A 23,788-nucleotide genomic window follows, 5' to 3' on the forward strand; every position below is an offset into this window, starting at 1 on the left:
GATTTTAGGTGCCCCCTCCGGCCAGATAGCCACGTACGGTTGCAGCAAAGCTGTGCACGTCGATCGGTTTGGTCAGATAACCGTCGCAGCCGGCTGCGCGAAAGCGCACCTCGTCGCCCGGCATGGCAAAGGCGGTGAAGGCAATGACGGGCAGATCGGCGAGGTCGGGCGTAGCCTTGATGGCGCGCACCAGGCTCAGGCCGTCGGTGCCCGGCAACTGGATGTCAACCAGGGCCAGGGCGGGCCGGTAGGCGCGCAGCCGCGCCCAGGCCTCGTCGACGTGCAGAGCGCGGTCGACGATGAAGCCGTCGGCCTCCAGCACGTACTGTGCGAGATCGATGTTGAGCTCGTTGTCGTCGACGATCAGGATGCGTTCGCCAGCCATGTCAACCTTTCGTGAGTCGGCCACGCCGGTCCTGGCGGGCGGCGCGCAGCAGCGCATCGCGCACCTCGGCCAGGGCTTCGGCCTCGCCAGCGCKGGCGATGGCCGCGGCCGAGCGCGCCAGGCTTTCGATGTCCTGCCCACTGAGGGTCAGCGCCGTCCAGACGATGACGGGCAGCTCGGCCCAGCGCGGGTCCCCGCGAAGTTCATGCAGCACCTGGAATCCGTCGATGCCGGGCATCATCAGGTCGAGCACGATGGCCCCGGGCTGCAGGGCGGGCAGGCGCTGCAGCGCCTCGGCGCCGCTGCCGACGGCCACGGCCTCGACGCCCGTGGCCTGCAATGCCGCACACATCAGCTCGCGCGACACCGCCTCGTCGTCGACCACCAGCACCGGCCGGCCCGGACCCAACCGGTCGCGCAGCGGCACGAGGGCACGCGCCAGGGCCGGGCGGCGCAGCGGTTTGGCCAGCACGTCGGATACCGTGAAAGCCACGCCCGCCCCCGTCGGGGGCGTCAGCGCCAGCGCCTTGACGGCCGCGTGCATGGACGGCCCGCCGCTGCGCAGCGCCGCCAGCAATGACAGGCCGGGCGCATCAGGCAGGCCGAGGTCGATGGCCAGTTCGGTGTAACGGCGCGCGCGGGTCAGGCGCAGCACCTCGCCGGCTGTGGACGCGGTGTCGGCGCTCACGCCGGCCCGCGACAGATCACGGGCCAGGCCGTCGCGCAGCGGATGGTCGCGCAGGGCGATGAGCTGCTGGTGGGCCGGCCGCCCGACCGGCTCGCCGGCATCCAGCGGCTGGCGCGGCAGCACGGCGTAGAAGCGGCTGCCGCGCCCGGGCTCGCTGTAGACGCCGACACGGCCGCCCTGGGCTTCCACCAGCCGGCGCGTCAGCGCCAGCCCCAGTCCCGTGCCCTGGTGGCGCTTGGTCAGGCCGTCGTCGAGCTGCTGGAATTCGACAAACAGATGGCCGAGGCGGTCGGCCGGAATACCGATGCCGCTGTCGTCGACCTCCAACCGCCACAGCCGCGGGCCCTCGCCCACCACGCGCAGCTCGACGTGGCCGCCGGCGAGCGTGAACTTGATGGCGTTGGACAGATAGTTGAGCAACACCTGCTTGAGCCGAGCGGGGTCCAGCACCAGGTCTCGCAGCCCCGGTTCGATGGAGGACTTGAGGCTCAGGCCACGCTGCTCGGCGAGCACCGCGACGGTGGCCATCACGTCGTCGACCAGGGCCGGCAGTTCGACCGGCTCGGGATGGAAGTCCATCTTGCCGGCCTCGATCTTGGACAGGTCGAGCACGTCGTTGATCATGGCCAGCAGATGCCGGCCGCTGCTGGCAATGTGCTGCAGCCACTCGCGCTGGCGCGGCCCATCCAGCAGATGCGGCGGATGGGCGCTCATGGTCAGCAGGTCGGCGAAGCCGATGACGGCATTCAGCGGCGTGCGCAGTTCATGCGACATATTGGCGAGGAAGAGGCTCTTGAGCCGGCTGCTTTCCTGCACGCGGCGGTTCTCGGCCGCCAGCCAGATGGACTGCTGGCGGGCCTGCTCGGCGGTGCGCATGGCGGTCACGTCGGCCACGATGCCGACCAGCCGTGGCGAACCGGCGTCGTCGTGGGTGACCCGGGCGTCCAGGCGCAGCCAGTGCACGCTGTCATCGGGCCAGACGACGCGGAACTCGGCATGCCAGGGCCGGTGGCCTTCGGGCAGCGCCGCCAGGCCGGCCTCCACCATGGCCCGGTCGTCGGGATGGACGGCAGCAAGCATGCGCTCGCGGTCCCACGGGCCTTCAGAGTCGGGTCGGCCGAAACATTGGTCGTAGCGGCGCGAACGGTGGATCAGGCCGCTGTCCAGCTCCAGCTCCCAGTCGCCGATGGCCGCGGACTCGAGGGCGAAGCGCAGCCGCGCCTCGCTCTGGCGCAGCGCGGTCTCGATCTGGCGCTGGTGGGTCAGGTCGCGGGCGGATTTGATGCCGCCGATGATGCGGCCGGCCGCATCGCGCAGCGGCGAGACCTGGGCGGAGATCTCGACTCGCCGGCCGTCCCTGGCGATGTGAACGGTGCGGAACGGCGGCACATGCTGGCCCTGGGCGAGACTGGCGAGGATGCGCGTCTCCTCGGCTTCACGTTCGGGCGGGATCAGCATCTGCACCGGCTGCCCGACGACCTCCGCGGCCGTGTAGCCGAACATCTTCTCGGCGCCTGCATTCCAGTTGGTGATGCGACCATCCGGCGTCTTGACGATGATGGCGTCGGCCGAGGACTCGACGACGGCCGCCAGGCGGCGCACCTCGGCCTCGGCTTCAGTCAGGCGGCCCACGTCGCGGAAGACGATGGCGACGCCACGCACGCGGCCGTCGGCGTGGTGGGTCAGGTCGGCGTGAACCTCAACGGGCCGCTGGCTACCGTCTCGTGCGACGCAGACGGCCTGGCGCTGGAAAGCGCCTTCGCGGTTGCGCTCGCGCACGACGTCGATGGGGTTGCGCTCCTTCAGGTCGGCCGGCGTGCCTTCGCGCTGGAAGACTTGCCAGACCGGCAGGCCCAGGGCCTCGCGCGCCGGCCAGCCGGTGATGCGCTCGGCCACGGCATTGATGCGCGTGACCCGGCCGTCGCCGTCGGTCGTGATGAAGCCGGCGTCGATGGCCGACAGCGTGGCGGCCAGGCTCTGCTCGGCTTCCAGCTGATGGTCCTCGGCGCTGTGGCGGCGGTCCATCTCACTGCGAAGCGCCTCGTTGGCCGTGCGCATCTCGTCCAGTGACGGCAGGCCCAGCAGCGTGGGCATCAGGCGCCAGGCCACGGCCGCCGTCAGAACGGACGCGCAGGCGGTGAAGACCTTGCCGGCCGTCTGCAGTCCGTAGTCGGGGCGCCAGATCGTCCAGACGTCCAGCACATGGGTCACGCCGCAGGCGAAGATGAAGATGGCGAACAGCGTCGCGATGCTGCCAAGGTTGACCTGGGGGCGTTGGCGGGCATAGCTGGCGATGGCCAGCGGGATGGAGAAGTAGGCCAGCGCGATGGAAAGATCGGCGCCGACCATGGTCCAGAGCAGGCCGGGCGACCACTGGAAGCAATAGCCGTGGGGCAGGAAACCCGCTCGCGCGACGATTCCGGTCAGCTCGTCCATCCCAGCTCCCGACCCCAATGACCAAGGGGTTATGCCGATGCATTGTGACCCCGCGAACAGGGGGGCATCAGGCGAAAACGTGTCTTATTCCCGGGGCTTCAGCGTGGCGTGATCAGCTCGAAGCCCACATAGCGGGCGATGAAGCGCTCCCGGCCCTCCTGGGCGAAAGCGTCGGCGTCCCAGTCCCCAGGGAGCAGCCGGTCGGCGAACTCGGGGCGGAAGCGGTAGACCTGGGCCAGTAGCGCGTTGCCGTCGGCCAGCGCCACGACGACATCGGCGCGCTCGTACTCGACGCCCTCGAAGGCATCCAGCCGCTCCCAGGCGTCAGCGTCGACGTCGCGATACAGCCGCCCCGGCACCAGGCCGCCGGGCGCGGCCCGCAGGCCGGGATAATCCTGGCCGCGCACCGGGTGGCGCGCATGACCCGCCAGCGAGGCCGGCTCGCTGGCGAATTCACGCCCGCAGACGCGGGCCATGATGTCGGCCCACATCAGTGAGCCGTAGGTGAAGCAGTGACGCGTCACTGAACCCTTATTGGACCTTCTGTGCCAGCTCACCGCGCGCATAGGCGCCAGCGATGTCGACCAGCGTGCGGCCCTTGATCTTGCCGGCCTGGCCTTCGCAGCCGAATTGCATATAGCGCTCCTTGGCGATGACCTTGGCGGCTTCGCGGGCGGGCTTGAGCCATTCGCGGGCGTCAAACTTGTCGGGGTTCTCGGCCAGGAACTTGCGCACCGCGCCCGTCATCGCCAGGCGGATGTCGGTGTCGATGTTGATCTTGCGCACGCCATGCTTGATGGCCTCCTGGATCTCCTCGACCGGCACGCCGAAGGTCTCCTTCATCTTGCCGCCATACTGGTTGATGATGGCCAGCAGCTCCTGCGGCACGCTGGACGAACCGTGCATGACGAGGTGGGTATTGGGGATGCGCGCATGGATCTCCTTCACGCGGCCGATGGCCAGGATGTCGCCCGTGGGCTTGCGGCTGAATTTGTAGGCGCCGTGGCTGGTGCCGATGGCGATCGCCAGCGCGTCGAGCTGCGTGGCCTTGACGAACACGGCGGCCTCCTCGGGGTCGGTCAGCATCTGGCTGTGATCCAGCTTGCCTTCGGCGCCGATGCCGTCTTCCTCGCCGGCATCACCGGTTTCGAGGTTGCCCAGGCAGCCCAGCTCGCCCTCGACGGTGACGCCGACCTGGTGCGCCATCTCGACGACCTTGCGGGTCACTTCCATGTTGTATTCGAAAGAGGCCGGCGTCTTGCCGTCTTCCATCAGCGAGCCGTCCATCATCACGGAGCCGAAGCCCAGATCGATGGCGCCGGCGCAGATCTTGGGGCTGGTGCCGTGGTCCTGGTGCATGACCAGGGGAATGTGCGGGTAGGCCTCGCAGGCGGCCTGGATCAGGTGTTTGATGAAGGGCTCGCCAGCGTATTTGCGGGCGCCGGCGCTGGCCTGAAGGATGACCGGTGCACCGACCTCGTCGGCCGCGGCCATGATGGCCTGCACCTGCTCCAGGTTGTTGACGTTGAAGGCTGGGATGCCGTAGCCGTTTTCGGCGGCGTGGTCCAGCAACTGGCGCATGGAAACGAGAGGCATGGGTTGTCCCCGGTGGAGTTGAGAAATCTGGGCCGACTGCGGTACGCACCCTAGGCCGTAACCGCTTCGTAACTGGTTGGGGATTCTATGGAGGCTGCCGGCCTTTGGGACGGGCGCGCGTTGACCCGCATTCGGGGGTCAGGCAAGGCGCAAAGCGGAGCCGGGTGGGTTACCCGGCGAGCATTTGCAACGCCGCATGAGCCTCGAAGGCGGGTCAACCCGTAGGGCCGGGGCGATTTGCCACGCCATCCAGCGTTGCGCCCGCCTCGTGGGGATGACCCCACAGCGGCGGCCGCGCCTTGTCTGGCATGGCAAATCTCCCCGGCGCGCACCCGTCCCAAAGGCCGGCAGCCTCCAGAGTCGGTAGCGACCCCACCCCCCGTGATTGAAGTAGTCAGCACAATGCGTGCTCATGACAAGACTGGTGTTCGACCACCTCACCAACTGGATCACCGCCGCGGCCAGTGAGCACTCGCTGGCGTTGGCGACCCACATCGAGGAGCGCACCGGGGCCAGCCACCGCGCCGTGCTGTCGGCACTGAAGCGCCTGGTGGACGCCGGCTGGCTGACCCGCTCCGGCACCGGCCGCCGACCGGTGTTCTCGCCTGGCAGCCTGCGCCAGGTGGCGCGCAGTTACACCCTTTACGGCCTGCAGGAAGACCTGCCCTGGCAGCGCGACTTCGCACCCCATTTCGCCTTGCCCAAGCATGTGGAACGCATGGTGCAGCATGGCTTCACCGAGCTCGTGAACAACGCAGCCGACCATTCCGGCGGCAGCAGCGTCACCGTGTCGCTGCGCCAGACGCCCACCCATGTGCAGCTGCTCGTCAGCGATGACGGCATGGGCGTCTTCGACAAGATCTGCAGCGCCTTCCAGCTCGAGGACCCCCAGCACGCGATGCTGGAGCTCAGCAAGGGGCGCCTGACCAGTGCCCCCGATGCCCACACCGGCCGCGGCCTGTTCTTCAGCTCGCAGCTGGCCGATGTGTTCGACATCCACGCCAACAACACCGCCTACCAGCGCCGAGCCTGGGAGAGCGCCGGCTGGAAGAAGGGCCGCGCCCTGCCGCGCCAGGGCAGCTCCATCTACATGGCCATCGCGCTGAACACGACGCGCACGCTTGACGGCGTCATGGAAACCTGGAGCCTGGCAGGCGACGGCATCGAGTTCGACCAGACCCGCGTGCAGCTGCGCCTGCTGACCAGCGAAGGCCAGGCCCTGGACTCCCGCGCCCAGGCCCGCCGCGTCGGCTCCCGGCTGTCGGCCTTCAAGCGCGCCGAGATCGACTTCGACGGCGTGACCGACGTCGGCCACGGCTTCACGGACGAGCTGTTCCGCGTGTTCGCCAAGGCCAATCCGCAGATCGAGCTGGTAGCGGTGAACGCGACGCCGCGGATCGAGGCGCTGGTGAAGAGCGCCCGGGCGGGATGAGGCTGGCCGCCCTGCTCCTGCTGGTGTCCCTCACCGGCCTCGCCCAGGCGCGGCCGGGCGAGGCCTGCACTGACGCCGTCGAGGCCGCGCTGCGAGCTGTGGACCGCAAGGCCGAGATTCCGGGCGACGTGGCGGCCAGCGAATGCCGCCCCTGGCCGGCCGCCCCTGGGCGCATCACCGCGGCGGTAATGGCTTTCGAGAAGCCGGGCAGTGGCGACCTCGACCGCGAATGGCAGGTCGTCATCGCCCTGGTCGACCCGGCCCGTGGCAAGGCCCTGAGCAGCCATCGCGTTTCGGTGCAGGAAGACGCCACCACCTTCATCGGCCCCTCCAGCCTGAGCCTGGACCTCGCTCCCTATCTGCTCAGGCCGGGGGTTCGTGCGCTGGGCCTGCGCTTCAGCAGCGACCAGTACAACCGCTCGGCCAACAGTCGCACCGGCAGCCCGCTGCGCCTCTACGTGCCGGAAGGCCTGCGCCTGCGCCCCGTGTTCTGCCAGGCCATGGGCTGGCAGGACGCAGGCAGCGGCGTCATCGGCCAGGATGCCTGGGATGAGGCCCAAACCACGCTGAGCCTGGTGCCGCGCCAGACCCAGGGCTGGCAGGACCTGCGCCTCACCGAGCAGATCGGCCGCCACACGCCCGATGGCGAGGCGAGCAAGCCGACCCCCTCGCACCGGGAGTGCCACTTAGTCAACGGCGTCTATGGTTGCGCCGCGGGGCGCGCCGATGTCTCCACGGACTGCGATCCCGCGGGCTTGTAGACGCGGTGCCTCTCAGGGCTTTCTGAGCGCCGGCACCGGTGGCACCGGGATGCGCGGGCCGGCATAGCCCTCGACGACGCCGAAACGCCCGCCATCCTCGCGCGCCCAGTCCATGGCCCAGTCCTGCATCTCCGCCGGCTCGCGGCCGACAAAGTTCCACCACAGCAGCGGCGGCTCGGCCCAGGGCTCGCCGCCCAGCAGCAGCAGGCGCGACGCGGCCGCGCAGCGCAGTTCGATCGACTCACAACCGGTGCCGAGATAAAGCAGCGTGCCCGGTGTGATCGTCTCGACCGCGTCATGGCCGGCCGGCGCGGCTTCGACCTCGCCCTCCAGCAGCATCAGCCCATGCTCGAAGCCGGGTTGCAGGGCCAGCACCGCATCGGCCGGGCCGTCGGCGACGAGATCCACGCCCAGTAGCGGCGTGAAGCTGGGCACCGGTGAACGCTGGCCGCCGAACTCACCGACCAGCAGCGTCGCCTCGAAGCCACCCTGGCTGAGCCGCGGCAGTTCGGCGAAATGCTGGAAGCTGGGCGCGCGTTCGCGCTCGGCATCGGGCAGCGCGATCCACAGCTGAGCAAGGTGGATGCGGTCGGAGAGCGATTCCTCGCTGTGCGAGATGCCGTGGCCGGCCGTCATCAGGTTGACTTGGCCCGGCCGCAGCACCTGCTCGGAGCCCAGGCTGTCGCGGTGCAGGATCTCGCCCTCGATCATCCAGCTGAAGGTCGATAGCCCCGTGTGCGGATGCGGGCCGACATTCATGCGCCGCTCGGGCGGCAAGGTGGCCGGGCCGGCATGGTCGGCGAAGCACCAGGCGCTGATGATGCGCCGGGCCTTGTTGGGCAGGGCCCGCTGGATGGGAATGCCGCCCACGTCGCCGATGTGGCTGGCGAGGCGCTCGACGTGGACGCTCATGACGTTCTCTTGCGCACGAAGTCGACAAAGCCGTGGACAAAGGTCTGCAACTGCCCCCGCACCCTGTCATCAACGAGACGGCCGTCGGCGTCGAAGACCGAGCCGGCCTTGGAGACCAGCAGCTCGCCGGCCATCCAGTGGTCGCAGCCGAAAGCATGCAGCACCGGCAACAGCGCGCCCTGGGAGCGCACGGTGCCGAAGCCGCCCGGCGACGCGCCGATCACGGCCGTGGGCCTGCCGCCAAACAGCTTGGCGCCTTCGCCGCTGGGTCGCGACAGCCAATCCAACCCGTTCTTCAGCACGCCGGGGATGGAGTGGTTGTACTCGGGCGTGCTGATCAACAGCGCATTCGCGGCACGGATCTCCTCGCGCAGCTTCGTCACGGCCTCGGGAATGCCCTGGGCCTCGACGTCGCCGTCATACAGCGGAATGCCGTGCAGGGTGCGCAGCTCGATCGTGACGCCCTCGGGCGCCATCGCGATGGCAGCGCGCAGCAAGGCGGTGTTGTAGGACGCGCGGCGCAGCGCGCCGCTGAGGGCAATGATGTGCATGGCGATACCGCAAAGGTGGATGCGGGCATGATGCCAGCGATGCACAGCTTCATCCTGCCCAACATGAGCTGCGGCCATTGCGTCGCCGCCATCACCGAAGCGCTGAAGGCGGCCGACGCCCAGGCGCGCGTCGAGATTGATCGCAACGCCAAGGCCGCCGACGTCGACAGCGACCTGCCCCGCGAGGCACTGGTGGCCGTGCTGACCGAGGCCGGCTACCCGCCGGCGCCGGCCAGCACCTGACTCAAGCGAAGCTGAACGGCAACTCGCGCTGGCGCTTGCCAGTCAGCCGCGCCACCGCGTTGGCGAGCGCCGGTGCCAGCGGCGGCAGCCCCGGCTCGCCCATGCCCTTGGGTGGGTCGTTGCTGGGCACGATGCTGACCGTCATGACCTTGGGCGCGTCGGGCATGCGCGGCATGGCCATGTCATAGAAGTTGTTCTGCTCGACGACGCCGTCCTTGAAGGTCACACGGTGGGTCGGCATCGTCGTGGCCAGGGCCATGATGGCCGCGCCCTGAACCTGGGTCTCGACCGCCTTGGGGTTGACGCACAGGTTGCAGTGCACGCCCGCATGCACTTCCTGCAGCACCGGCTGGCGATCCTTGCCTTTGCCCTTGATGCTGGCGACGACGACATAGGCGACGACCGACTCGAAACTCTCGTGCACCGCCACGCCCCAGGCCTGGCCGGGTTTGAGCTTGCGCTTGCCATAGCCGCTCTTGTCGACGGCCGCCTGCAGGGCGGCGCGATGGCGGTCGGCCTTGGCGTTGCCCTCCATCAGCTTGAGCCGGTAGGCGACCGGGTCCTGCTTGGTGGCAAACGCGATCTCGTCGACCAGGGTCTCCATGACATAGGCCGTGTGGGTGGAGCCCACCGAGCGCCACCACAGCACCGGCACGTTGACGTCCGGGTGGTGGACGCTGAGGTTCATCGGGATCTCGTAGGGATCGCGCATGCCCTCGGTCGTCGTGCCGTCCACGCCCTTCTGATAGCCAAAGCCTTCCAGCGGCGAGCCCTTCAGGATGCTCTGGCTGACGATGCGGTGCTGCCAGCCGGAGATCTTGCCCGCGGCATCGAAGCCGATCTCGGCGCGATGCACCGTCATGGGCCGGTAGTAGCCGGCCTTGACGTCATCCTCGCGGCTCCAGATCACCTTGACCGGCATGGGTTTGCCGGCCTGGGCCAGGGCCACCGCCACGGCTGCCGCCTCGCGCGGCCATTCGGTGGCGGGCGTGGCACGCCGGCCAAAGCCGCCGCCCGCCATCTGCACATTGACCTGCACCTGCTCCGGCTTGAGCCCCACCGTCTTGGCCAGGTTCATCGCATCGATGCCGGGCATCTGGGCCGCGTAATAGAAGTCGCAGCGGTCGGCCTTCAGGTCCACCGTGCAGGCCAGCGGCTCCATCTGGGCGTGGTTCAGGTAGGGGAAGACGAAGTCCGCCGTGATCTTCCTGGGCGCCTTCGCCCAGGCGCTGGCATCGGCCTGGAACTCCGGCTTGGGCGCCGGCGTGCCGGGCGTCTTGGCCAGGGCCAGGTACTGCTTGGTCAGCGCCGCGGTGTCGGGCTTGGCCACGCCACCCAGGTCCCAGTCGACCTTGAGCGCATCACGGCCCTTCTTGGCCGCCCAGTAGCCGCTGGCCACCACGGCCACACCCTGGCCGCCGCGGTCCAGCGCCACCGGCAGCACGGCCTTGACGCCCTTGACCTTGAGCGCCTCGGTCGAATCGAGCTTGGCGACCTTGCCGTTGAAGACCGGCGGCCGCTGGATGACGGCCACCGCCATGCCCGGCAGTTGCACGTCCATGCCGTAGGCCTGGGTGCCGGTGCTCTTGGCCTGGCTGACGACCAGGCCGGTGGGCTTGCCGATCAGCTTGAAGGTCTTGGGATCCTTCAACGTGACGGCCTCGGGCACCGTGCCCTTCATGGCGGCGTCGAAGAATTCGCCATAGCCGGCGCTCTTGCTGGCACCTGAAATGACACCGTTCTCGGCTTTCAGCGATGCGGCCGGCACCCCCCAGCTCTCGGCCGCGGCGGCCACCAGCATGGCCTTGGTGCGCGCACCCAGTTCGCGGTACTGCTGGTAGCTGTTCTTGACCGAGTTGGAGCCGCCGGTCAGGTGGATGCCGAACAGCGGGTCGACGTAGGCGGCCTTCTGGTCGCCGAAGCCGGTACGCACCTTGCTCCAGTCAGCCTCCAGCTCCTCGGCGCAGATCATGGCCAGGCCGGTCTCGATGCCCTGGCCCATGTCCATGCGGTTGCACAGGATGGTGGTGGTGCCGTCCTTGGCGATGGTGACGAAGGCCAGAGGCTGCTCGGTCGGCTTGGACCCGGGCTTGGGCGCCTGGGCGCTCGCCATGCCAGGCAACAGCGCCAGGCCGACGGCGCCGCCGACGGTGGTGGTGACGAAGCTGCGGCGGGAAACTCCAAGGGAGCCCGCGGTCAGTGCCTGGTCGATGCGACGGGGATTCAGCATGTCGGCCTCCTCAGGCGAGCTTGGCCGCAGCCGTGTGGATGGCCGCGCGAATGCGGGTGTAGGTGCCACAGCGGCAGAGATTGCCGGCCATGGCTTCGTCGATCTGCGCGTCACTGGGCTTTTTGTTGCCCTTGAGCAGCGCCACCGCGCTCATGACCTGGCCGCTCTGACAGTAGCCGCACTGGGCCACGTCATGCTCGACCCAGGCGGCCTGCACGGCCTGGCCGACCTTGTCGGTGGCGATGCCCTCGATGGTGGTCACCGGGCCTTGCACCGAGGAGATGGGCGTCAGGCAGGACCGCACCGGCGCCCCGGCCACGTGCATGGTGCAGGCGCCGCACTGGGCCGCCCCGCAGCCGAATTTCGTGCCGGTCAGCTGCAATTCCTCCCGCACGGCCCACAGCAGGGGCATATCGGGCTCGGCGTCCAGCGAGACGGCGCGACCGTTGACGGTCATGTTGATCATGGGATTCCTCAGGGGGGTGGGACGCGGGCGACTCTAGCCAGAAGCAGCGTCCCAGTACATCACTCAGGCATTACGCCGGGCGGGCTGAGGGGCTGAGCCAGTAAAAAGGGGCTCCGAGGAGCCCCTTGTGATCACGCCGCGCCGGTGGGGCGCGATCCATTTCACTTGAACTGGTAGCTCGCCGTGGCGTACCAGAAGCGGCCACGCGGGTCGACGAAGGAACCCGCATAGCCGGTCACGTGCGAGCCATAGCTGGACACGGCGGTGAACGGCGGGTCCTGGTCCAGCAGGTTGCGGGCGCCGACACGCAGGGCCAGCGTGGGCATGGGCTTCCAGCCTAGGCCCAGGTTCCAGCGGCTGCTGTCCTTGACCTTGTGCTCGACGAGCGGGCCGACGTTGGCCTCCACCAGGCCGGCCGATTCCGTCCAGCCCTTGACGAAGATGTTCTCCAGCGTCAGGTTCCAGTTGCCCATGTTCCAGTCCAGGCCCAGAGTGTGCTGCCACTTGGGCACCGGCTGCACGCCGGCGCCGTCGCCGGCCGTGCCCTCATAGGACACATAAGGCGTGCCCTTGCCGTTCTGCTGCTTCCATTGGTTGATGAAGCTGCCGGCGTAGCTGGCGCTCAGGCGACCCATGGAACCCAAGCTCCAGCCCGCCTTCACGTCGAGGTCGATGCCGTTGGTCTTCAGATCGCCGAGGTTCTCGACCGGGGTCTCGATGTAGCTGATGAAGCCGCTGGGCTGCAGGCGGTGGATGCGGGTGTTGTAGCGCTGGTAAAGGATCGGGTCGGACATGATGGCGTCGCCGCCGATGGTGCCGATCTGGTCCTTCTTCTGGATATGCCAGTAGTCCAGCGCGATGGACAGGTCGCGCATCGGCTCGAACACCGCGCCAAAGGAATATTGGCGCGACTTCTCGGGCTTGAGCGAGGGGTCACTGGACAGGCGCACGTTGAACTGCGTTTCGCAGCGCGGGTCGCCGGCCTGGCCGGGCGGGCAGTTCGGGTCGACCAGGGAGTTGGCGGTGTTGGTGAAGGCCGTCGGGCTGTTCACGTCCCACAGCGTCGGGGCGCGGAAGCCCGTGCCGGCACTGGCGCGCAGCAGCACTTCGCGGCTGGGCTGGAAGCGCAGCGTCACGCCCGGGTTGAACGTGCCGCCGAAGTCGCTGTATTTGTCGTAGCGCGCCTTGACCGTGGCCTCCCAGCCCTTGGCGAAGGGCATCGACAGCTCACTGAACACGGCATAGATGGTGCGCGAGGCCACGGTCTTGGGCACCGTGCCTTCGCCGCCGATGTGCAGGCCCAGCTCATAGTCGGCATTCACGGCATGGTCGTCGGCCTTTTCCTTGCGCAGATCGGTGCCGACGGCCAGCATCATCGGGCCGCCGCTCATGGCCATCAGTTCGGTGCTGGCCTTGGCGTCGAAGGCATAGGTCGTGCTCTTGGAACGGCGCATCGGGCCTTCCATGCGCGCGCGGTTCAGCGCGGCCAGTCCAGCTTCATCCTGCGGGCCGAAGGGGTTGATGACCCCGGTGGCCAGTTCGGTGATGAAGCGGCCTTCGTGCAGGTAGTTGTAGTAGTCCAGCGAGCCCTTGGCCTGCGACATCGTCAGGCCGGCGTCGTAGTCCCAGCCCTGGAAGATGCCGGTGGCACCGGCCACGAAGCGGGTCTGCTCGTTCAACACGTTGTTGGTGCGCGGGCCGACCGGCACGGAACGCATCGCGATCTCGGTGAAACCGCCGCCCAGCGTGTCGAACTGCGCCGGCGTGTAGCCCAGGCTGGTCAGCAGTGCCGCCGGGAAGTATTTGCTCGAGATGGGGAAGGCGAAGGACGGGTAGGTGCCGTCGGCCTTCACATGACCCGCCGTCGAGTCAATGGGCACGGCGGCCGTGCGGCCGATGGAGTCGTTGCGTGCGTAGCTGGCCTCGAAGAAGACCTGCGAATCACCGCCCGTGTCCAGCGTCAACCGACCGAAGGCATCGGCCTTCTTGGAGTCGGGCAGGTTCTCCTGCATGGCCGGGTAGATGAAGCGGCAGCGCTTGATCGGCGTGCCGTTGGGGGTCGTCGCGGTCAGCGTCTGGATGGTGTTGAAGTTGGGGTCGCAGGGGCTGAAGTTGGTACCCGCGTTGGCATAGGCGCCCGGCGTGATGTTGAAGTCGACGAGGCGACCTGGGAAGGAGCGGCCCGAGGTGGGGGGATCAGAGCCGGGGATCTCGTCGATGCCGCGCAGATACCACTTCTGGTCGAGGGAGCTGACCTTGGTCTGCTTCTTGACGTTGCCGGTCACGAGCAGGTTGTAGCCATCGGTCTTGAGGCCGCCCATGCCGAAGGCGATGGAGGCGCTCGTCTCCTTGCCGCCAATGCTCTTCTCGGGTGCGCCGTACTTCAGCGTGACGGCGCCCTTGTCGTAGTCCTTGCGGGTGATGAAGTTGATGACGCCGCCGACGGCGTCGGTGCCATACACGGCCGAGGCGCCGTCACGCAGCACCTCGATGCGGTCGATGGCCGCGAAAGGGATGCTGTTCAGGTCCACCGACGAATTGCCGCCGATGGAGCCGAAGGCGAAGTTGGCCAGGCGCCGGCCATTGAGCAGCACCAGCGTCGAGTTGGGGCCCAGGCCGCGCAGGTTGGCGAAACTCTGGGAATAGCCGGCGCCCTGCGTGGTGTCCGACTGCACGGCGGTGTTGGCACCGATGCGGCGCAGGATGTCCTCGACGTTGGTGGCGCCGGTCTTCTCGATCTGGTCGCGCGTCATCACCGACACGGGCAGGGCCGTCTCGGATTCAACCCGCTTGATCGACGAGCCGGTGATGGTGATGCGCTCGAGCTGCTGCTGTTGGGCCGGTGCGTTCTGCGCAGCGGCCGAGCCGGCGATACCGGCGGCCAGCAAGGCCAGCGCCAGTCGGGTGTGGCGGTGTTGCATGGAAGCTCACTCCTGTCAGTTGGGGCCTTGTGAAGGGTCGCCCCCGACCCCCGCCGCGGCGCGGCTTGTTGCCCTCATGCAAAGAAGTGTTGAGCCGCAGTTCATGGCTCCTCCCCTGCGGGAAGTCAGGCTGTGGCGCATTCACAGCACTGCGAATTAGGGCCTGACTTCCTTCACGTCCGCGGCCGGCGCCGCAAGGCTCAGACTCGCGCGTACTTGGCCAGGGCCTGCAGCAGCGCTGCGAGGCTGATGGGCTTGGTCAGGTGCGCGTCGCAACCCGCCGCCAGGGACTGCTGCACATCGGTGTCGAACGCGTTCGCCGTCAGCGCGACGATGGGCGTGCGCTGCCTGCCCTCGGCAGCTTCGATGGCCCGCCATTGCCGAGTGGCCGACAGCCCGTCCAGCCCGGGCATCAGCATGTCCATCAGCACGAGGTCGAAATCACCCTCGCCCGTGCCCTCACGCAGTGCGGCCAGGGCCTGCTCGCCGTCGCGCGCCCGCGTGATGCGGTGGCCCAGGGGCTGCAGCATGCCCTCGATGACGAGCACGTTGACGTCGTTGTCCTCGGCCAGCAGCAGCTCAAGCGGACGGCTCGGCGCCATGCGTTCAGCGCGCGTCTCTGCCGGGTCGGCATGCGGCGGTTGCGAGTCGGGCAGATCCAGCCGCACCTCGAAGCAGCTGCCCTCGCCTACACGGCTGTGCACGCTGAYATCGCCGCCCATCAGCCGCGCCAGCCTGCGCGTGATGGCCAGGCCCAGGCCGGTGCCGCCAAATTCCTGCGCGATGGTCGCGTCCGCCTGGGCGAAGGGTTGGAAGATGCGCTCCAACCCGTCGGGTGCAATGCCGATGCCGGTGTCCTGCACGCTGATCAGCACCTGGCCCTGGGTGCTGCGCGACAGCTCGACCGTCACGCCGCCCGTCTTGGTGAATTTGATGGCGTTGCCAACCAGGTTGGTGACGATCTGCGCGACACGCTGCTGGTCGCCCAGCACCCAGCCCGCCGCTTCGGTGCGCGCGAACACGCGCAGCCACAGGCCCTGGCTCTGGGCGCGCTCGCGCAGCAGCTCCAATTGCAACTCGACGAGGTCGATCAGATTGAAGGGATGCGAGGCCAGCTCCAGCCGGCCGCTCTCGATGCGGGCGTTGTCGAGCAGGTCGTTGATGAGGGCGAACACCTGGCGACCGGCATGGCCCAGCACCTCGACGTAATGGGCCTGATCCGGCTTGAGCGGCGAGCGCGCGAGGATGTCGGAGAAGCCCAGCACGGCGTTCATCGGCGTGCGCATCTCGTGGCTGACCTGGGCCAGCAGCTCGGTCTTGGCGCGGCTGCGCGCGTCGGCCAACTCGCGCTCGCGGGTCAGCTCGCGCTCCCGCTCACGGGCATGGCGCTCGTGCTCGACGGCTGTCAGCAGCAGGGCCAGCGCGAGCAGGTAGAAGCCGGGCGCGAGCGTCGGCAGCGTACCGGCCCACGCGGCACTCCATGACGCGAACAGCAGCGCCGCCATCGCGATGCCTGCCGCCAGCGCCTGGCGACGCAACAGCAGGGGCAACGCACCCAGGGCGAACAACAGTGCATCCACAGCCCACACGCCCGCACCGCGCTCGCGCAGCAGCGCCAGCGGCTCGGCGCCCAGGGCTTCGAAGACGGCAGCGTTCAGCGCCGTCCCCGACAACCGGCCCTGGGGCGTCATGACCTCGTCGGCAAAGAAGGCACTGCTGCCGACGAAGACGCTGCGGCCGGCGAGCAACCGGGCCAGCTCGGCGTCCTCGCTCTCGCCCAGGGCCGCGCGCATCAGGCGCTGCCAGGACACGCGCGGTGGCTCGCCGCCGCCCAACGGCAGGCGCAGGCGCAGCTGGCCGGCCTCGTCCACAGGCCAGCGGCGCGCGCCCGCGACAAGCTCGTCACCCTCGCGCCGCCAGCCAAGCGCACCGTCGGCGCGCAGCCGCGCAGCGAAGGCCAGGCTGGGCAGGCTGCGCCCCTGCACGCGATGCAACAACGGCAGGCGGCGCAGCAGCCCGTCGTCGTCCAGAGCCACCGAAATGACTCCCAGGCTGGCGGGCTCGGCGAGCGCGTCCAGCAGTGCATCGGCCGGCGCCGTCAGCGCATCCCAGTCCAGGCCTGGCGCATGGGCCGCGCCCAGGCGGGTCAGCGCGCGCTGCTCGGCCGCACTGGCTGGCGCGAGTTCGACGCCGGCGCGCTGGCGCGTCGCCAGGCCGGCAGCCGCGAGCACCGTCGGCGGGCCGGCGGCCAAGGTCTGCGCCAGCCGTGTATCGCCTTCGCGCGGGCCGGCGAAGACGATGTCGACGACGACGAGGCGGGCACCGGCCTGGCCGAGGTAGTCCAGCATCAGCGCATAGACCTCGCGCGAGTAGGGCCACTCGCCCAGGGGCTGGCGCAGCACAAGCAGCGAGGCGTCGTCGATGTCGACGATGACGCTGGTGGGTGGCGGTGCCGCGGGCGCGGCGGCACGCAGCAACAGGTCGCCGATGGCGCGGTCGATACGCGGCTGCGCGCCGGTCAGGCTCAGCAGCGCCCAGAGCAGCAGTGCTCCGGGCAGGGCGAGCCAGGGCCAGCGTTTCAAAGGACGGGGATCAGCAGCAAGGGCAGCAGCCACAGCCAGCGCGGATAGGGCTGCTCGATCATCTGCGTCTGGCCCCAGGGGCTTGCCGCGCCGGCGGCGTTGAAGGCCTTGGCGCGCAAGAAGTACTTGCCCGGCGATGGCTTCGGGATCGCGAGCTCGGGCTTGTCCGTTGCAAAGCGCTGCACGTCCGCGCCGTCAAAGGTCTCGGTCTTGGACCATTCCAGTTCGTAGCGCGCGACATCCGGGTCGGCGCGCCAGCGCAGCTTCAACCGGTCGCCGCTGACCTCCGGCTCGGCCGGCGGTGGCGCGGGCGGCGGCGGCCTGATCTCGAAGGTCTGCGGGTCGCCGAATGGCCCGGCACGGCCGCTCGCTTCGACGGAGGCGATGCGCCAGTGATAGAGACCATCAGGCAATCGGGCGTCGTAGTTCGCGCCGTCAATGGGTGAGGGTTGCAGGACCAGGTCCTTGAAGCCGGCATCCCGCGCGATCTGCAGGCGCACATTCGGCGCCACCGTGTTGCGCGTCCAGGCGAAGGCCGTGCCACCGGCGTAGCTGACGGCACCGGGCGCAGGCGCCTGGATGAAGGGCGGCTCGGGCCGGGCCAGCAGGCGGATGCTTGCATCGGCAGCGGCGCCCTCCTGGCCGCGCGCGTCGATGGCGCGCACGCGCAGCGTGTAGTCGCCGTCGGCCAGCTCGCGCACCTCGGGCCAGGTGACGGCCGGCTCGCCCACGACGTCATCCAGCAGCAGGCGGTCGAAGTCACCGCCAACGTACAGCTGCACCCGCCAGGTGGCGGCGCCGGCCGGACCGCCCACCCAGGCCAGGTGCAGCGGCAGCCGCTCCGTCACGGGCACCAGGCCACTCAGATCGGGCGCCGGCAGCAGCGGCGCGACGCTGCGCGCTGCCCCGTCGGCGAGCAGGCCCTGGCCGCTCGCCACGTCGGGGCCCAGGCCACCGGCATGCACGGCGCCGGACAGCACCTGCATGCGGCTCTGCGAACCCGCCGTCTGCACGCGGAACTCGGTGCCGCGCACGCCCAGGTTCACATGCGGCGTGCGCACTTCGTACAGCGGCACGCGCTGTGCGTTGGGCGTCACGCGGCTGTCCGCACCGCCCTGCTGCACGCCGATGCGCACCGCGGGGATGGCGCCGCGGCCCAGCACCAGCAGTTGGTCCAGCGTGATGTCGCTGTCGGGCGGGATCAGCAGCCGCGAGCCATCGGCGAAACGCAGGCTGGCGCTGGACTGAGCGCCGGTCTTGATGCGGTCCCCGCCTTGCAGCGTCGTGCCGGCGGTGAGGGCTTCGCTCGCCGCACCACGCTGGCGCGTGACCTGGCCGCGCGCGAACACGGCCTCGGCGACGCTGGCCTCGCGACGCAGCCAGGCAACGGGCATGCGCAGGGTCGAGCCGGGCATCAGCCGCAGCGGGTCAGGCACGCGGTTGAGCTTTTGCAGGTCGCGCCAGGTCTTGGGCGGCGCCAGCCAGGCGTCGGTCAGTGTGATCAGCGTGTCACCGGGCTGGATGCGGTAGCGCCAGTCGGCGTCGGCCGCCTCCGTCTGCGCAGGCGCCTCGGCGCAGGCCAGCAGCAACAGGCCCATGGCGAGCCAGATTCTCATTGCACTCATCGGCGCCTCCCTTCCCTCGCAGGAGCTTGGATCCTAGCGATGCCTGAGAATGCCGAACACAGGAGGAGTGTGCGCAATGCTCACGATTTCGGGCTTCATCGGCTGGCTGCGCCGCCATCGCATCGCCTGCTTCGGCGTCATGGTGTTGAGCTTCGTCGCTTTCGGGCTGCTGACGCTGGATCTCGTGCGGCTGGTGAGTGCCAACGCGGCCCTGCTGTCGGACTACGGCTGGCAAGGGCTGCAGGACGGCGGCCTGCGCCAGCTGCTGGAGCTGCTTGTCAACACCCTCGCAGCAATGGCGGCCTGGCTGCTGTTCAAGGTCTGCGAGACGGTGCTCGTGCAGTCCTGGACCCGTTAGGCCCCGGCCAGCGCCTCTTGAAGCTGGCCACGCAGCCGGCGCAGCCGCTGCAGCTCCTGGTCGGGTGCCTGCAGCGCCGGCCACAGCAGTGCAACGAGATCGCGGGCGCTGGCCTCCACGTCGATCTGGCGGCCGGTGATGACCACCTCCCACAACATGTGCTCCATCGGCCCGAACACCAGCGAGCGCAGCAGGCGCAGCGGGATGTCGCGCCGCACCTCGCCGGCCTCCTGGCCGCGCGCCAGCAGCTCCATCAGCGGCGCGGTGTAGCGCCGCTGCAGCTCGACGAAGCCTTCGCCCAGGTCCTGGCCCTTGGTTCTGCCTTCCGACAGCACCAGCGCGCACAGCCCCGTGCCCTGGATCAGGAACAGGCGCAGATGCGTCAGCACGACGAACTCCAGCTGCTCGCGCACCGAAGCCTGGCGCGGCAGGCCAGCCTCGATGGCGGCGATGATCTCGTCGTACCAGTCCTGGATGACGCGCATGCAGAGCTCGCGCTTGCCGCGGAAATAGGTGAAGACGGTGGCCTCCGAGATGGCCAGGCGCTGGGCGATCTCGGTCGTCGTCGCGCGCTCGTAGCCGCGCTCGGCGAACACCTCGCGGCCCACGCGCAGGATGTCGCGCACGCGCTGCTCGGCCTTGGGGCCTGCGGGGGATCTGCGCTGGGGCGTGACGGCGACGGTGGTCATCGAGGTCGCATTCTGCGCAATTCTTGAGTAACACTCAAGTCGGCATTGCATCCGTGTTCACCCTGGATTATTCTGGCGCCCCTCACGCGGCTCACGAGGCCGTCAATCAATAAGTTGAGCCCTGCTTAGTCATTGACTCGAGCATGGGTTCGCGGAGACACCATGCCGGTCCTCAATACCCAGCTCAACCCCCGCTCGGCCGACTTCAAGGCCAATGCGGACGCGATGCGCGGCCTCATTGACGACCTGAACGCCAAGCTCGCCAAGATCGCCCAGGGCGGCGGCGACGCCGCGCGCGCCAAGCACACGGCCCGCGGCAAGCTGCTGCCGCGCGACCGCGTCGAGATGCTGCTCGACCCGGGCACGCCCTTCCTGGAACTGGCGCCGCTGGCGGGCCTGAACCTGTATGACAACGCGGCGCCCGGCGGCGGCGTGGTGGCTGGCATCGGCCGCGTGTCGGGCGTGGAATGCGTTGTCGTCTGCAATGACGCAACCGTGAAGGGCGGCACCTACTACCCGATCACCGTCAAGAAGCATCTGCGCGCGCAGGAGATCGCCCAGCAGAACCGCCTGCCCTGCATCTACCTGGTAGACWSSGGCGGCGCCAACCTGCCGAATCAGGACGAAGTGTTCCCCGACCGCGACCATTTCGGCCGGATCTTCTTCAACCAGGCCAATCTGTCCGCCGAAGGCATTCCGCAGATCGCCGTCGTCATGGGGTCCTGCACGGCGGGCGGCGCCTACGTGCCGGCGATGAGCGACGAGACCATCATCGTCAAGAACCAGGGCACCATCTTCCTGGGCGGCCCGCCGCTGGTGAAGGCCGCCACCGGCGAGGTGGTCACGGCTGAGGACCTGGGCGGTGGCGACGTGCACACGCGCCTTTCGGGCGTGGCCGACCACCTGGCCAACAACGACACGCATGCGCTGGCCATCGCACGGCAGTCCGTCGCACGGCTGAACTGGACCAAGGCGAGCCCACTGGCGATGCAGGAACCGAAGGCGCCGGCGCACGACCCCGCCGAGCTGCACGGCGTGATTCCCACCGACACCCGCAAGCCCTTCGACATCCGCGAGATCATTGCCCGCATCGTCGACGGCTCGGAGTTCGACGAGTTCAAGGCCCGCTACGGCGCAACCCTCGTCTGCGGCTTTGCGCACATCGAGGGCATGCCGGTGGGCATCGTCGCCAACAACGGCATCCTGTTCGCCGAGAGCGCCAACAAGGGCGCGCACTTCATCGAGCTGTGCTGCCAGCGCAAGATCCCGCTGGTCTTCCTGCAGAACATCACCGGCTTCATGGTGGGCCGCAAGTACGAGAACGACGGCATCGCCCGCGCCGGCGCCAAGATGGTGACGGCCGTGGCCTGCGCCCAGGTGCCCAAGTTCACCGTCATCATTGGCGGCAGCTTCGGCGCCGGCAACTACGGCATGTGCGGCCGCGCCTACAGCCCGCGCTTCCTGTGGATGTGGCCCAACGCGCGCATCTCGGTGATGGGCGGCGAGCAGGCCGCCAGCGTGCTGTCCACCATCCGCCGCGACGCCATCGAAGCCAAGGGCGGCACCTGGAGCGCCGACGAGGAAGAAGCCTTCAAGGCGCCGCTGCGCCAGCAGTACGAAGACCAGGGCCACCCGTACTACGCCTCCGCGCGGCTGTGGGACGACGGCGTCATCGACCCGGCCGACACGCGCCGCGTGCTGGCGCTGGGGCTGTCGGCGTCGCTGAATGCGCCCATCCCTGAGACGAAGTTCGGCGTGTTCCGGATGTGATGACCCCACGCCTGCGCTCCACGCTGACCTCGCTGCTGGTCAGCCTTACCGTTGCTGCCAACGCCGCCACGCAGGAAGACCTGCGGCGCGTGGACGCCGCGCTGCGCCATGCCGCGTCGCCGTGGTGCGGCCGTCTGGCTGAAATCGACGCGCAGGGCCAGCGCCGCTGCACCGTGTCCTTCGAGAGCGTGGGGCCGATCGGCGCAGGCAACGCGTTCGCGGTGTTCGACATGACCCGCATCTCCGATGAGTTGCTGGCCGTGCTGTCTGAGGACGAACTCGCCGCAGCGATGGGCCATGAGCTGGCGCACGTGGTGTTGGGTCACGGCATCTTCAGGATGCGCCGGCAGATCGCCAAAGCCCCAGACGAGGGGCACGCGATGATGCTGTCGCTCAGTGAACAGTTCGGTATCGAGCCCCACGCAGACACTCCTCAAGACCTGCGCGCCCAGGAGCTGGACGCCGACACGCTCGGCCTGGTCTTTGCCGGCTTGGCGGGGTACGACGTGCATCGCGGCGCGGCACTCTGGCGCACGGCCAGTCAACGCATTCCCGGCATGAAGTCGCATGGCGGGCCCACCCACCCCGACAACGCACGCCGACATGCCAACGCGGCCCAGGTGGCACGCAGCTTCTGCCGGGCGGCCGCCGCATCGCAGCCGCCCTGGCCCGCCACTGAACGGCTGCTGCCTCGCTACGAGCTGTCGCGCGATGAAGCCGCGCGTCAGCTCGATCCGGCCCTGCTCAGCCGCGCCTGCGGCAAGCCCAACCCAGCCCGAATGCTGAAGGGATGACGAGATGGTCACCATCCGCCCGCTGAGCAGCAATGACTGCATGCAAACGCTCACCACGCTGCTGCACCTGTCCTACGCCAGCCTCGCGGCCCAAGGCTGGAACTTCACCGCCGTTGACCAGAGCGTCGACGTGACGCGTGAACGCCTGGCCGGCGCCCAGGGCTTCGTCGCCGAACGGGACGGCCGCTTCGTCGGCACGGTCGCCGTGCGCGGCCCCATGCCTGCCGGCGAGGCCTACATCGCCGACCCACCGCCGCCGCTGTACACGACGGCTGGCACGGCCATCCTGTCCCAGCTGGCCGTCCACCCGGACTGCCGTGGCCAGGGCATCGCCGAGCGATTGATGGATGCCGCCGAGGCCTGGGCCTGCGAACAAGGTTTCGCCCGGCTCGCGCTGGACACCGCCGAGCCCGCCGTCGCGCTGCGCCGCCGCTACGAGCGCCGCGGCTACATCACCGTCGGCGGCGTGCAGTGGCAGGGCAAGACGTATGGATCCGTGCTGATGAGCAAGGCGCTTGGCGAGGCCGGCCGGACAATCCCGCACGGAAGAACACTGCCATGAACACCTGCCTGACCGTCATGATCACGGGCCATGTCGCCCGCGTCACGCTGAACCGCCCCGAGGTTCGCAACGCCTTCAACGAGGTGTTGATCGCCGAGCTGACCGCTGCCTTCACCGAGCTGGGCCAGCGTGCCGACCTGCGCGCCATCGTGCTGGCCGCCGAGGGCAAGGCCTTCTGCGCCGGCGCCGACCTGAACTGGATGAAGGCGATGGCTGGCTACTCCTGGGACGAGAACCATGCCGATGCCACCAAGCTGGCCGACATGCTGTGGGCGATCTACTCGTGCCCGGTGCCAGTCATCGCACGCGTGCAGGGCGACGTCTACGCCGGAGGCGTGGGCCTGGTCGCCTGCGCCGACATCGTCGTCGCTGTGGATGCGGCGGGCTTCTGCTTGTCGGAGGCCAAGCTGGGCTTGCTACCAGCCACCATCGGCCCCTACGTCGTCCGGGCCTTAGGCGAGCAGGCCTCGCGGCGCTACTTCGTGACGGCGGAGCGCTTCACCGCTGGCGAAGCCAAAGTGCTGGGCCTCGTGCACGAGATCGTTGCGGCCGATGCACTGGACGCCAAAGTGGACGAACTGGTCGCCGCCGTCACCGCCAACGGCCCCGCCGCCGCGCGCGCTTGCAAGCAGCTCGTCAAAGACGTGGCCAGCCGCGAGATCACACCTGAACTGCGCGACAACACCGCGCGCCGTATCGCGGACATCCGCGCCAGCGCCGAAGGGCGGGAGGGCGTGCAGAGCTTCCTGAGCAAGTCCAAGCCCTCCTGGCTGGCGAGCTGACGGCT

Annotated in this window: 20 protein-coding genes; 8 read left to right on the plus strand and 12 right to left on the minus strand. The window is 69.0% G+C overall.

Features of this window, described 5'->3' with window-relative positions:
• Positions 1–4 precede the first annotated feature (4 nt).
• From ACXJKM_RS11825 to fba, 4 genes are all read right to left on the minus strand, one after another.
• Complete coding sequence (locus tag ACXJKM_RS11825) at positions 5–385, minus strand: response regulator (RefSeq protein WP_057298198.1); 381 nt, start codon at positions 383–385, stop codon at positions 5–7.
• Between the two features lies 1 nt (position 386).
• Positions 387–3,509: a PAS domain S-box protein gene (locus ACXJKM_RS11830; protein WP_457352518.1), complete on the minus strand. Its 3,123-nt coding sequence runs from the start codon at positions 3,507–3,509 to the stop codon at positions 387–389.
• 98 nt (positions 3,510–3,607) lie between these two features.
• Positions 3,608–4,033, minus strand: a complete 426-nt coding sequence (locus tag ACXJKM_RS11835) for a gamma-glutamylcyclotransferase family protein (RefSeq protein ID WP_457352520.1) — start codon at positions 4,031–4,033, stop codon at positions 3,608–3,610.
• A gap of 7 nt (positions 4,034–4,040) precedes the next feature.
• Positions 4,041–5,105: a class II fructose-bisphosphate aldolase gene (fba, locus tag ACXJKM_RS11840; RefSeq protein ID WP_056205053.1), complete on the minus strand. Its 1,065-nt coding sequence runs from the start codon at positions 5,103–5,105 to the stop codon at positions 4,041–4,043.
• Positions 5,106–5,517: 412 nt separating this feature from the next.
• On the opposite strand from fba, the gene ACXJKM_RS11845 reads away from it, so the two are divergent.
• Positions 5,518–6,537: an STAS-like domain-containing protein gene (locus ACXJKM_RS11845; protein WP_457352522.1), complete on the plus strand. Its 1,020-nt coding sequence runs from the start codon at positions 5,518–5,520 to the stop codon at positions 6,535–6,537.
• Complete coding sequence (locus tag ACXJKM_RS11850) at positions 6,534–7,298, plus strand: PA3715 family protein (RefSeq protein WP_457352524.1); 765 nt, start codon at positions 6,534–6,536, stop codon at positions 7,296–7,298. The genes ACXJKM_RS11845 and ACXJKM_RS11850 overlap by 4 nt, the downstream gene beginning before the upstream one ends.
• 12 nt (positions 7,299–7,310) lie before the next feature.
• On the opposite strand, the gene ACXJKM_RS11855 is transcribed toward ACXJKM_RS11850, so the two are convergent.
• Together ACXJKM_RS11855 and ACXJKM_RS11860 are read right to left on the minus strand one after the other, a co-directional pair.
• Entirely contained in the window at positions 7,311–8,210 is a 900-nt protein-coding gene (locus ACXJKM_RS11855) for a pirin family protein (RefSeq protein WP_457352526.1), read from the minus strand.
• Positions 8,207–8,761 (minus strand): NADPH-dependent FMN reductase, encoded by a 555-nt coding sequence (locus ACXJKM_RS11860; RefSeq protein WP_457320107.1) that lies wholly within the window; start codon positions 8,759–8,761, stop codon positions 8,207–8,209. Before ACXJKM_RS11860 ends, ACXJKM_RS11855 begins: the two co-directional genes overlap by 4 nt.
• A gap of 27 nt (positions 8,762–8,788) precedes the next feature.
• Here ACXJKM_RS11860 and ACXJKM_RS11865 point away from each other — a divergent pair, with 27 nt between their 5' ends.
• The gene (locus ACXJKM_RS11865; RefSeq protein WP_457352528.1) at positions 8,789–9,004 is read left to right on the plus strand and encodes a heavy-metal-associated domain-containing protein; all 216 of its coding nucleotides are present in this window, start codon (positions 8,789–8,791) and stop codon (positions 9,002–9,004) included.
• A 1-nt stretch (position 9,005) separates the two neighbouring features.
• On the opposite strand, the gene ACXJKM_RS11870 is transcribed toward ACXJKM_RS11865, so the two are convergent.
• The 5 genes from ACXJKM_RS11870 to ACXJKM_RS11890 form a co-directional block, all read right to left on the minus strand.
• A complete protein-coding gene (locus ACXJKM_RS11870) occupies positions 9,006–11,234 on the minus strand; it encodes a molybdopterin cofactor-binding domain-containing protein (RefSeq protein WP_457352529.1) in 2,229 nt (742 codons plus the stop codon).
• A 10-nt stretch (positions 11,235–11,244) separates the two neighbouring features.
• A complete protein-coding gene (locus ACXJKM_RS11875) occupies positions 11,245–11,700 on the minus strand; it encodes a (2Fe-2S)-binding protein (protein ID WP_056205070.1) in 456 nt (151 codons plus the stop codon).
• Between the two features lie 161 nt (positions 11,701–11,861).
• Entirely contained in the window at positions 11,862–14,621 is a 2,760-nt protein-coding gene (locus ACXJKM_RS11880) for a TonB-dependent receptor plug domain-containing protein (RefSeq protein ID WP_457352531.1), read from the minus strand.
• Between the two features lie 200 nt (positions 14,622–14,821).
• Positions 14,822–17,203, minus strand: coding sequence for a CHASE2 domain-containing protein (locus tag ACXJKM_RS11885; protein WP_457352533.1), 2,382 nt, complete (start codon positions 17,201–17,203; stop codon positions 14,822–14,824).
• Positions 17,200–18,828 carry a FecR domain-containing protein gene (locus tag ACXJKM_RS11890; RefSeq protein ID WP_457352535.1) on the minus strand — a complete coding sequence of 543 codons (1,629 nt, stop codon included), beginning with the start codon at positions 18,826–18,828 and terminating at the stop codon, positions 17,200–17,202. Before ACXJKM_RS11890 ends, ACXJKM_RS11885 begins: the two co-directional genes overlap by 4 nt.
• Before the next feature lie 76 nt (positions 18,829–18,904).
• Here ACXJKM_RS11890 and ACXJKM_RS11895 point away from each other — a divergent pair, with 76 nt between their 5' ends.
• Positions 18,905–19,186 carry a hypothetical protein gene (locus ACXJKM_RS11895; RefSeq protein WP_457352537.1) on the plus strand — a complete coding sequence of 94 codons (282 nt, stop codon included), beginning with the start codon at positions 18,905–18,907 and terminating at the stop codon, positions 19,184–19,186.
• Here the strand turns inward: ACXJKM_RS11895 and ACXJKM_RS11900 are convergent.
• On the minus strand, positions 19,183–19,875 hold the full coding sequence (locus tag ACXJKM_RS11900; protein ID WP_457352539.1) for a TetR/AcrR family transcriptional regulator: 693 nt from the start codon (positions 19,873–19,875) through the stop codon (positions 19,183–19,185). The two genes, ACXJKM_RS11895 and ACXJKM_RS11900, sit on opposite strands and share 4 nt — an antisense overlap.
• A gap of 162 nt (positions 19,876–20,037) precedes the next feature.
• Here ACXJKM_RS11900 and ACXJKM_RS11905 point away from each other — a divergent pair, with 162 nt between their 5' ends.
• The 4 genes from ACXJKM_RS11905 to ACXJKM_RS11920 are packed head-to-tail and all read left to right on the plus strand — an operon-like array spanning position 20,038 to position 23,783.
• A complete protein-coding gene (locus ACXJKM_RS11905; protein WP_457352541.1) occupies positions 20,038–21,645 on the plus strand; it encodes a carboxyl transferase domain-containing protein in 1,608 nt (535 codons plus the stop codon).
• Complete coding sequence (locus ACXJKM_RS11910) at positions 21,645–22,439, plus strand: M48 family metalloprotease (protein WP_457352543.1); 795 nt, start codon at positions 21,645–21,647, stop codon at positions 22,437–22,439. Before ACXJKM_RS11905 ends, ACXJKM_RS11910 begins: the two co-directional genes overlap by 1 nt.
• Positions 22,440–22,479: 40 nt before the next feature.
• Positions 22,480–23,001 carry a GNAT family N-acetyltransferase gene (locus tag ACXJKM_RS11915; RefSeq protein WP_457352545.1) on the plus strand — a complete coding sequence of 174 codons (522 nt, stop codon included), beginning with the start codon at positions 22,480–22,482 and terminating at the stop codon, positions 22,999–23,001.
• Positions 22,998–23,783, plus strand: coding sequence for an enoyl-CoA hydratase/isomerase family protein (locus ACXJKM_RS11920; protein ID WP_457352547.1), 786 nt, complete (start codon positions 22,998–23,000; stop codon positions 23,781–23,783). Before ACXJKM_RS11915 ends, ACXJKM_RS11920 begins: the two co-directional genes overlap by 4 nt.
• Positions 23,784–23,788 lie beyond the last annotated feature (5 nt).

The organism is Roseateles sp. P5_D6 (genome assembly GCF_054049415.1).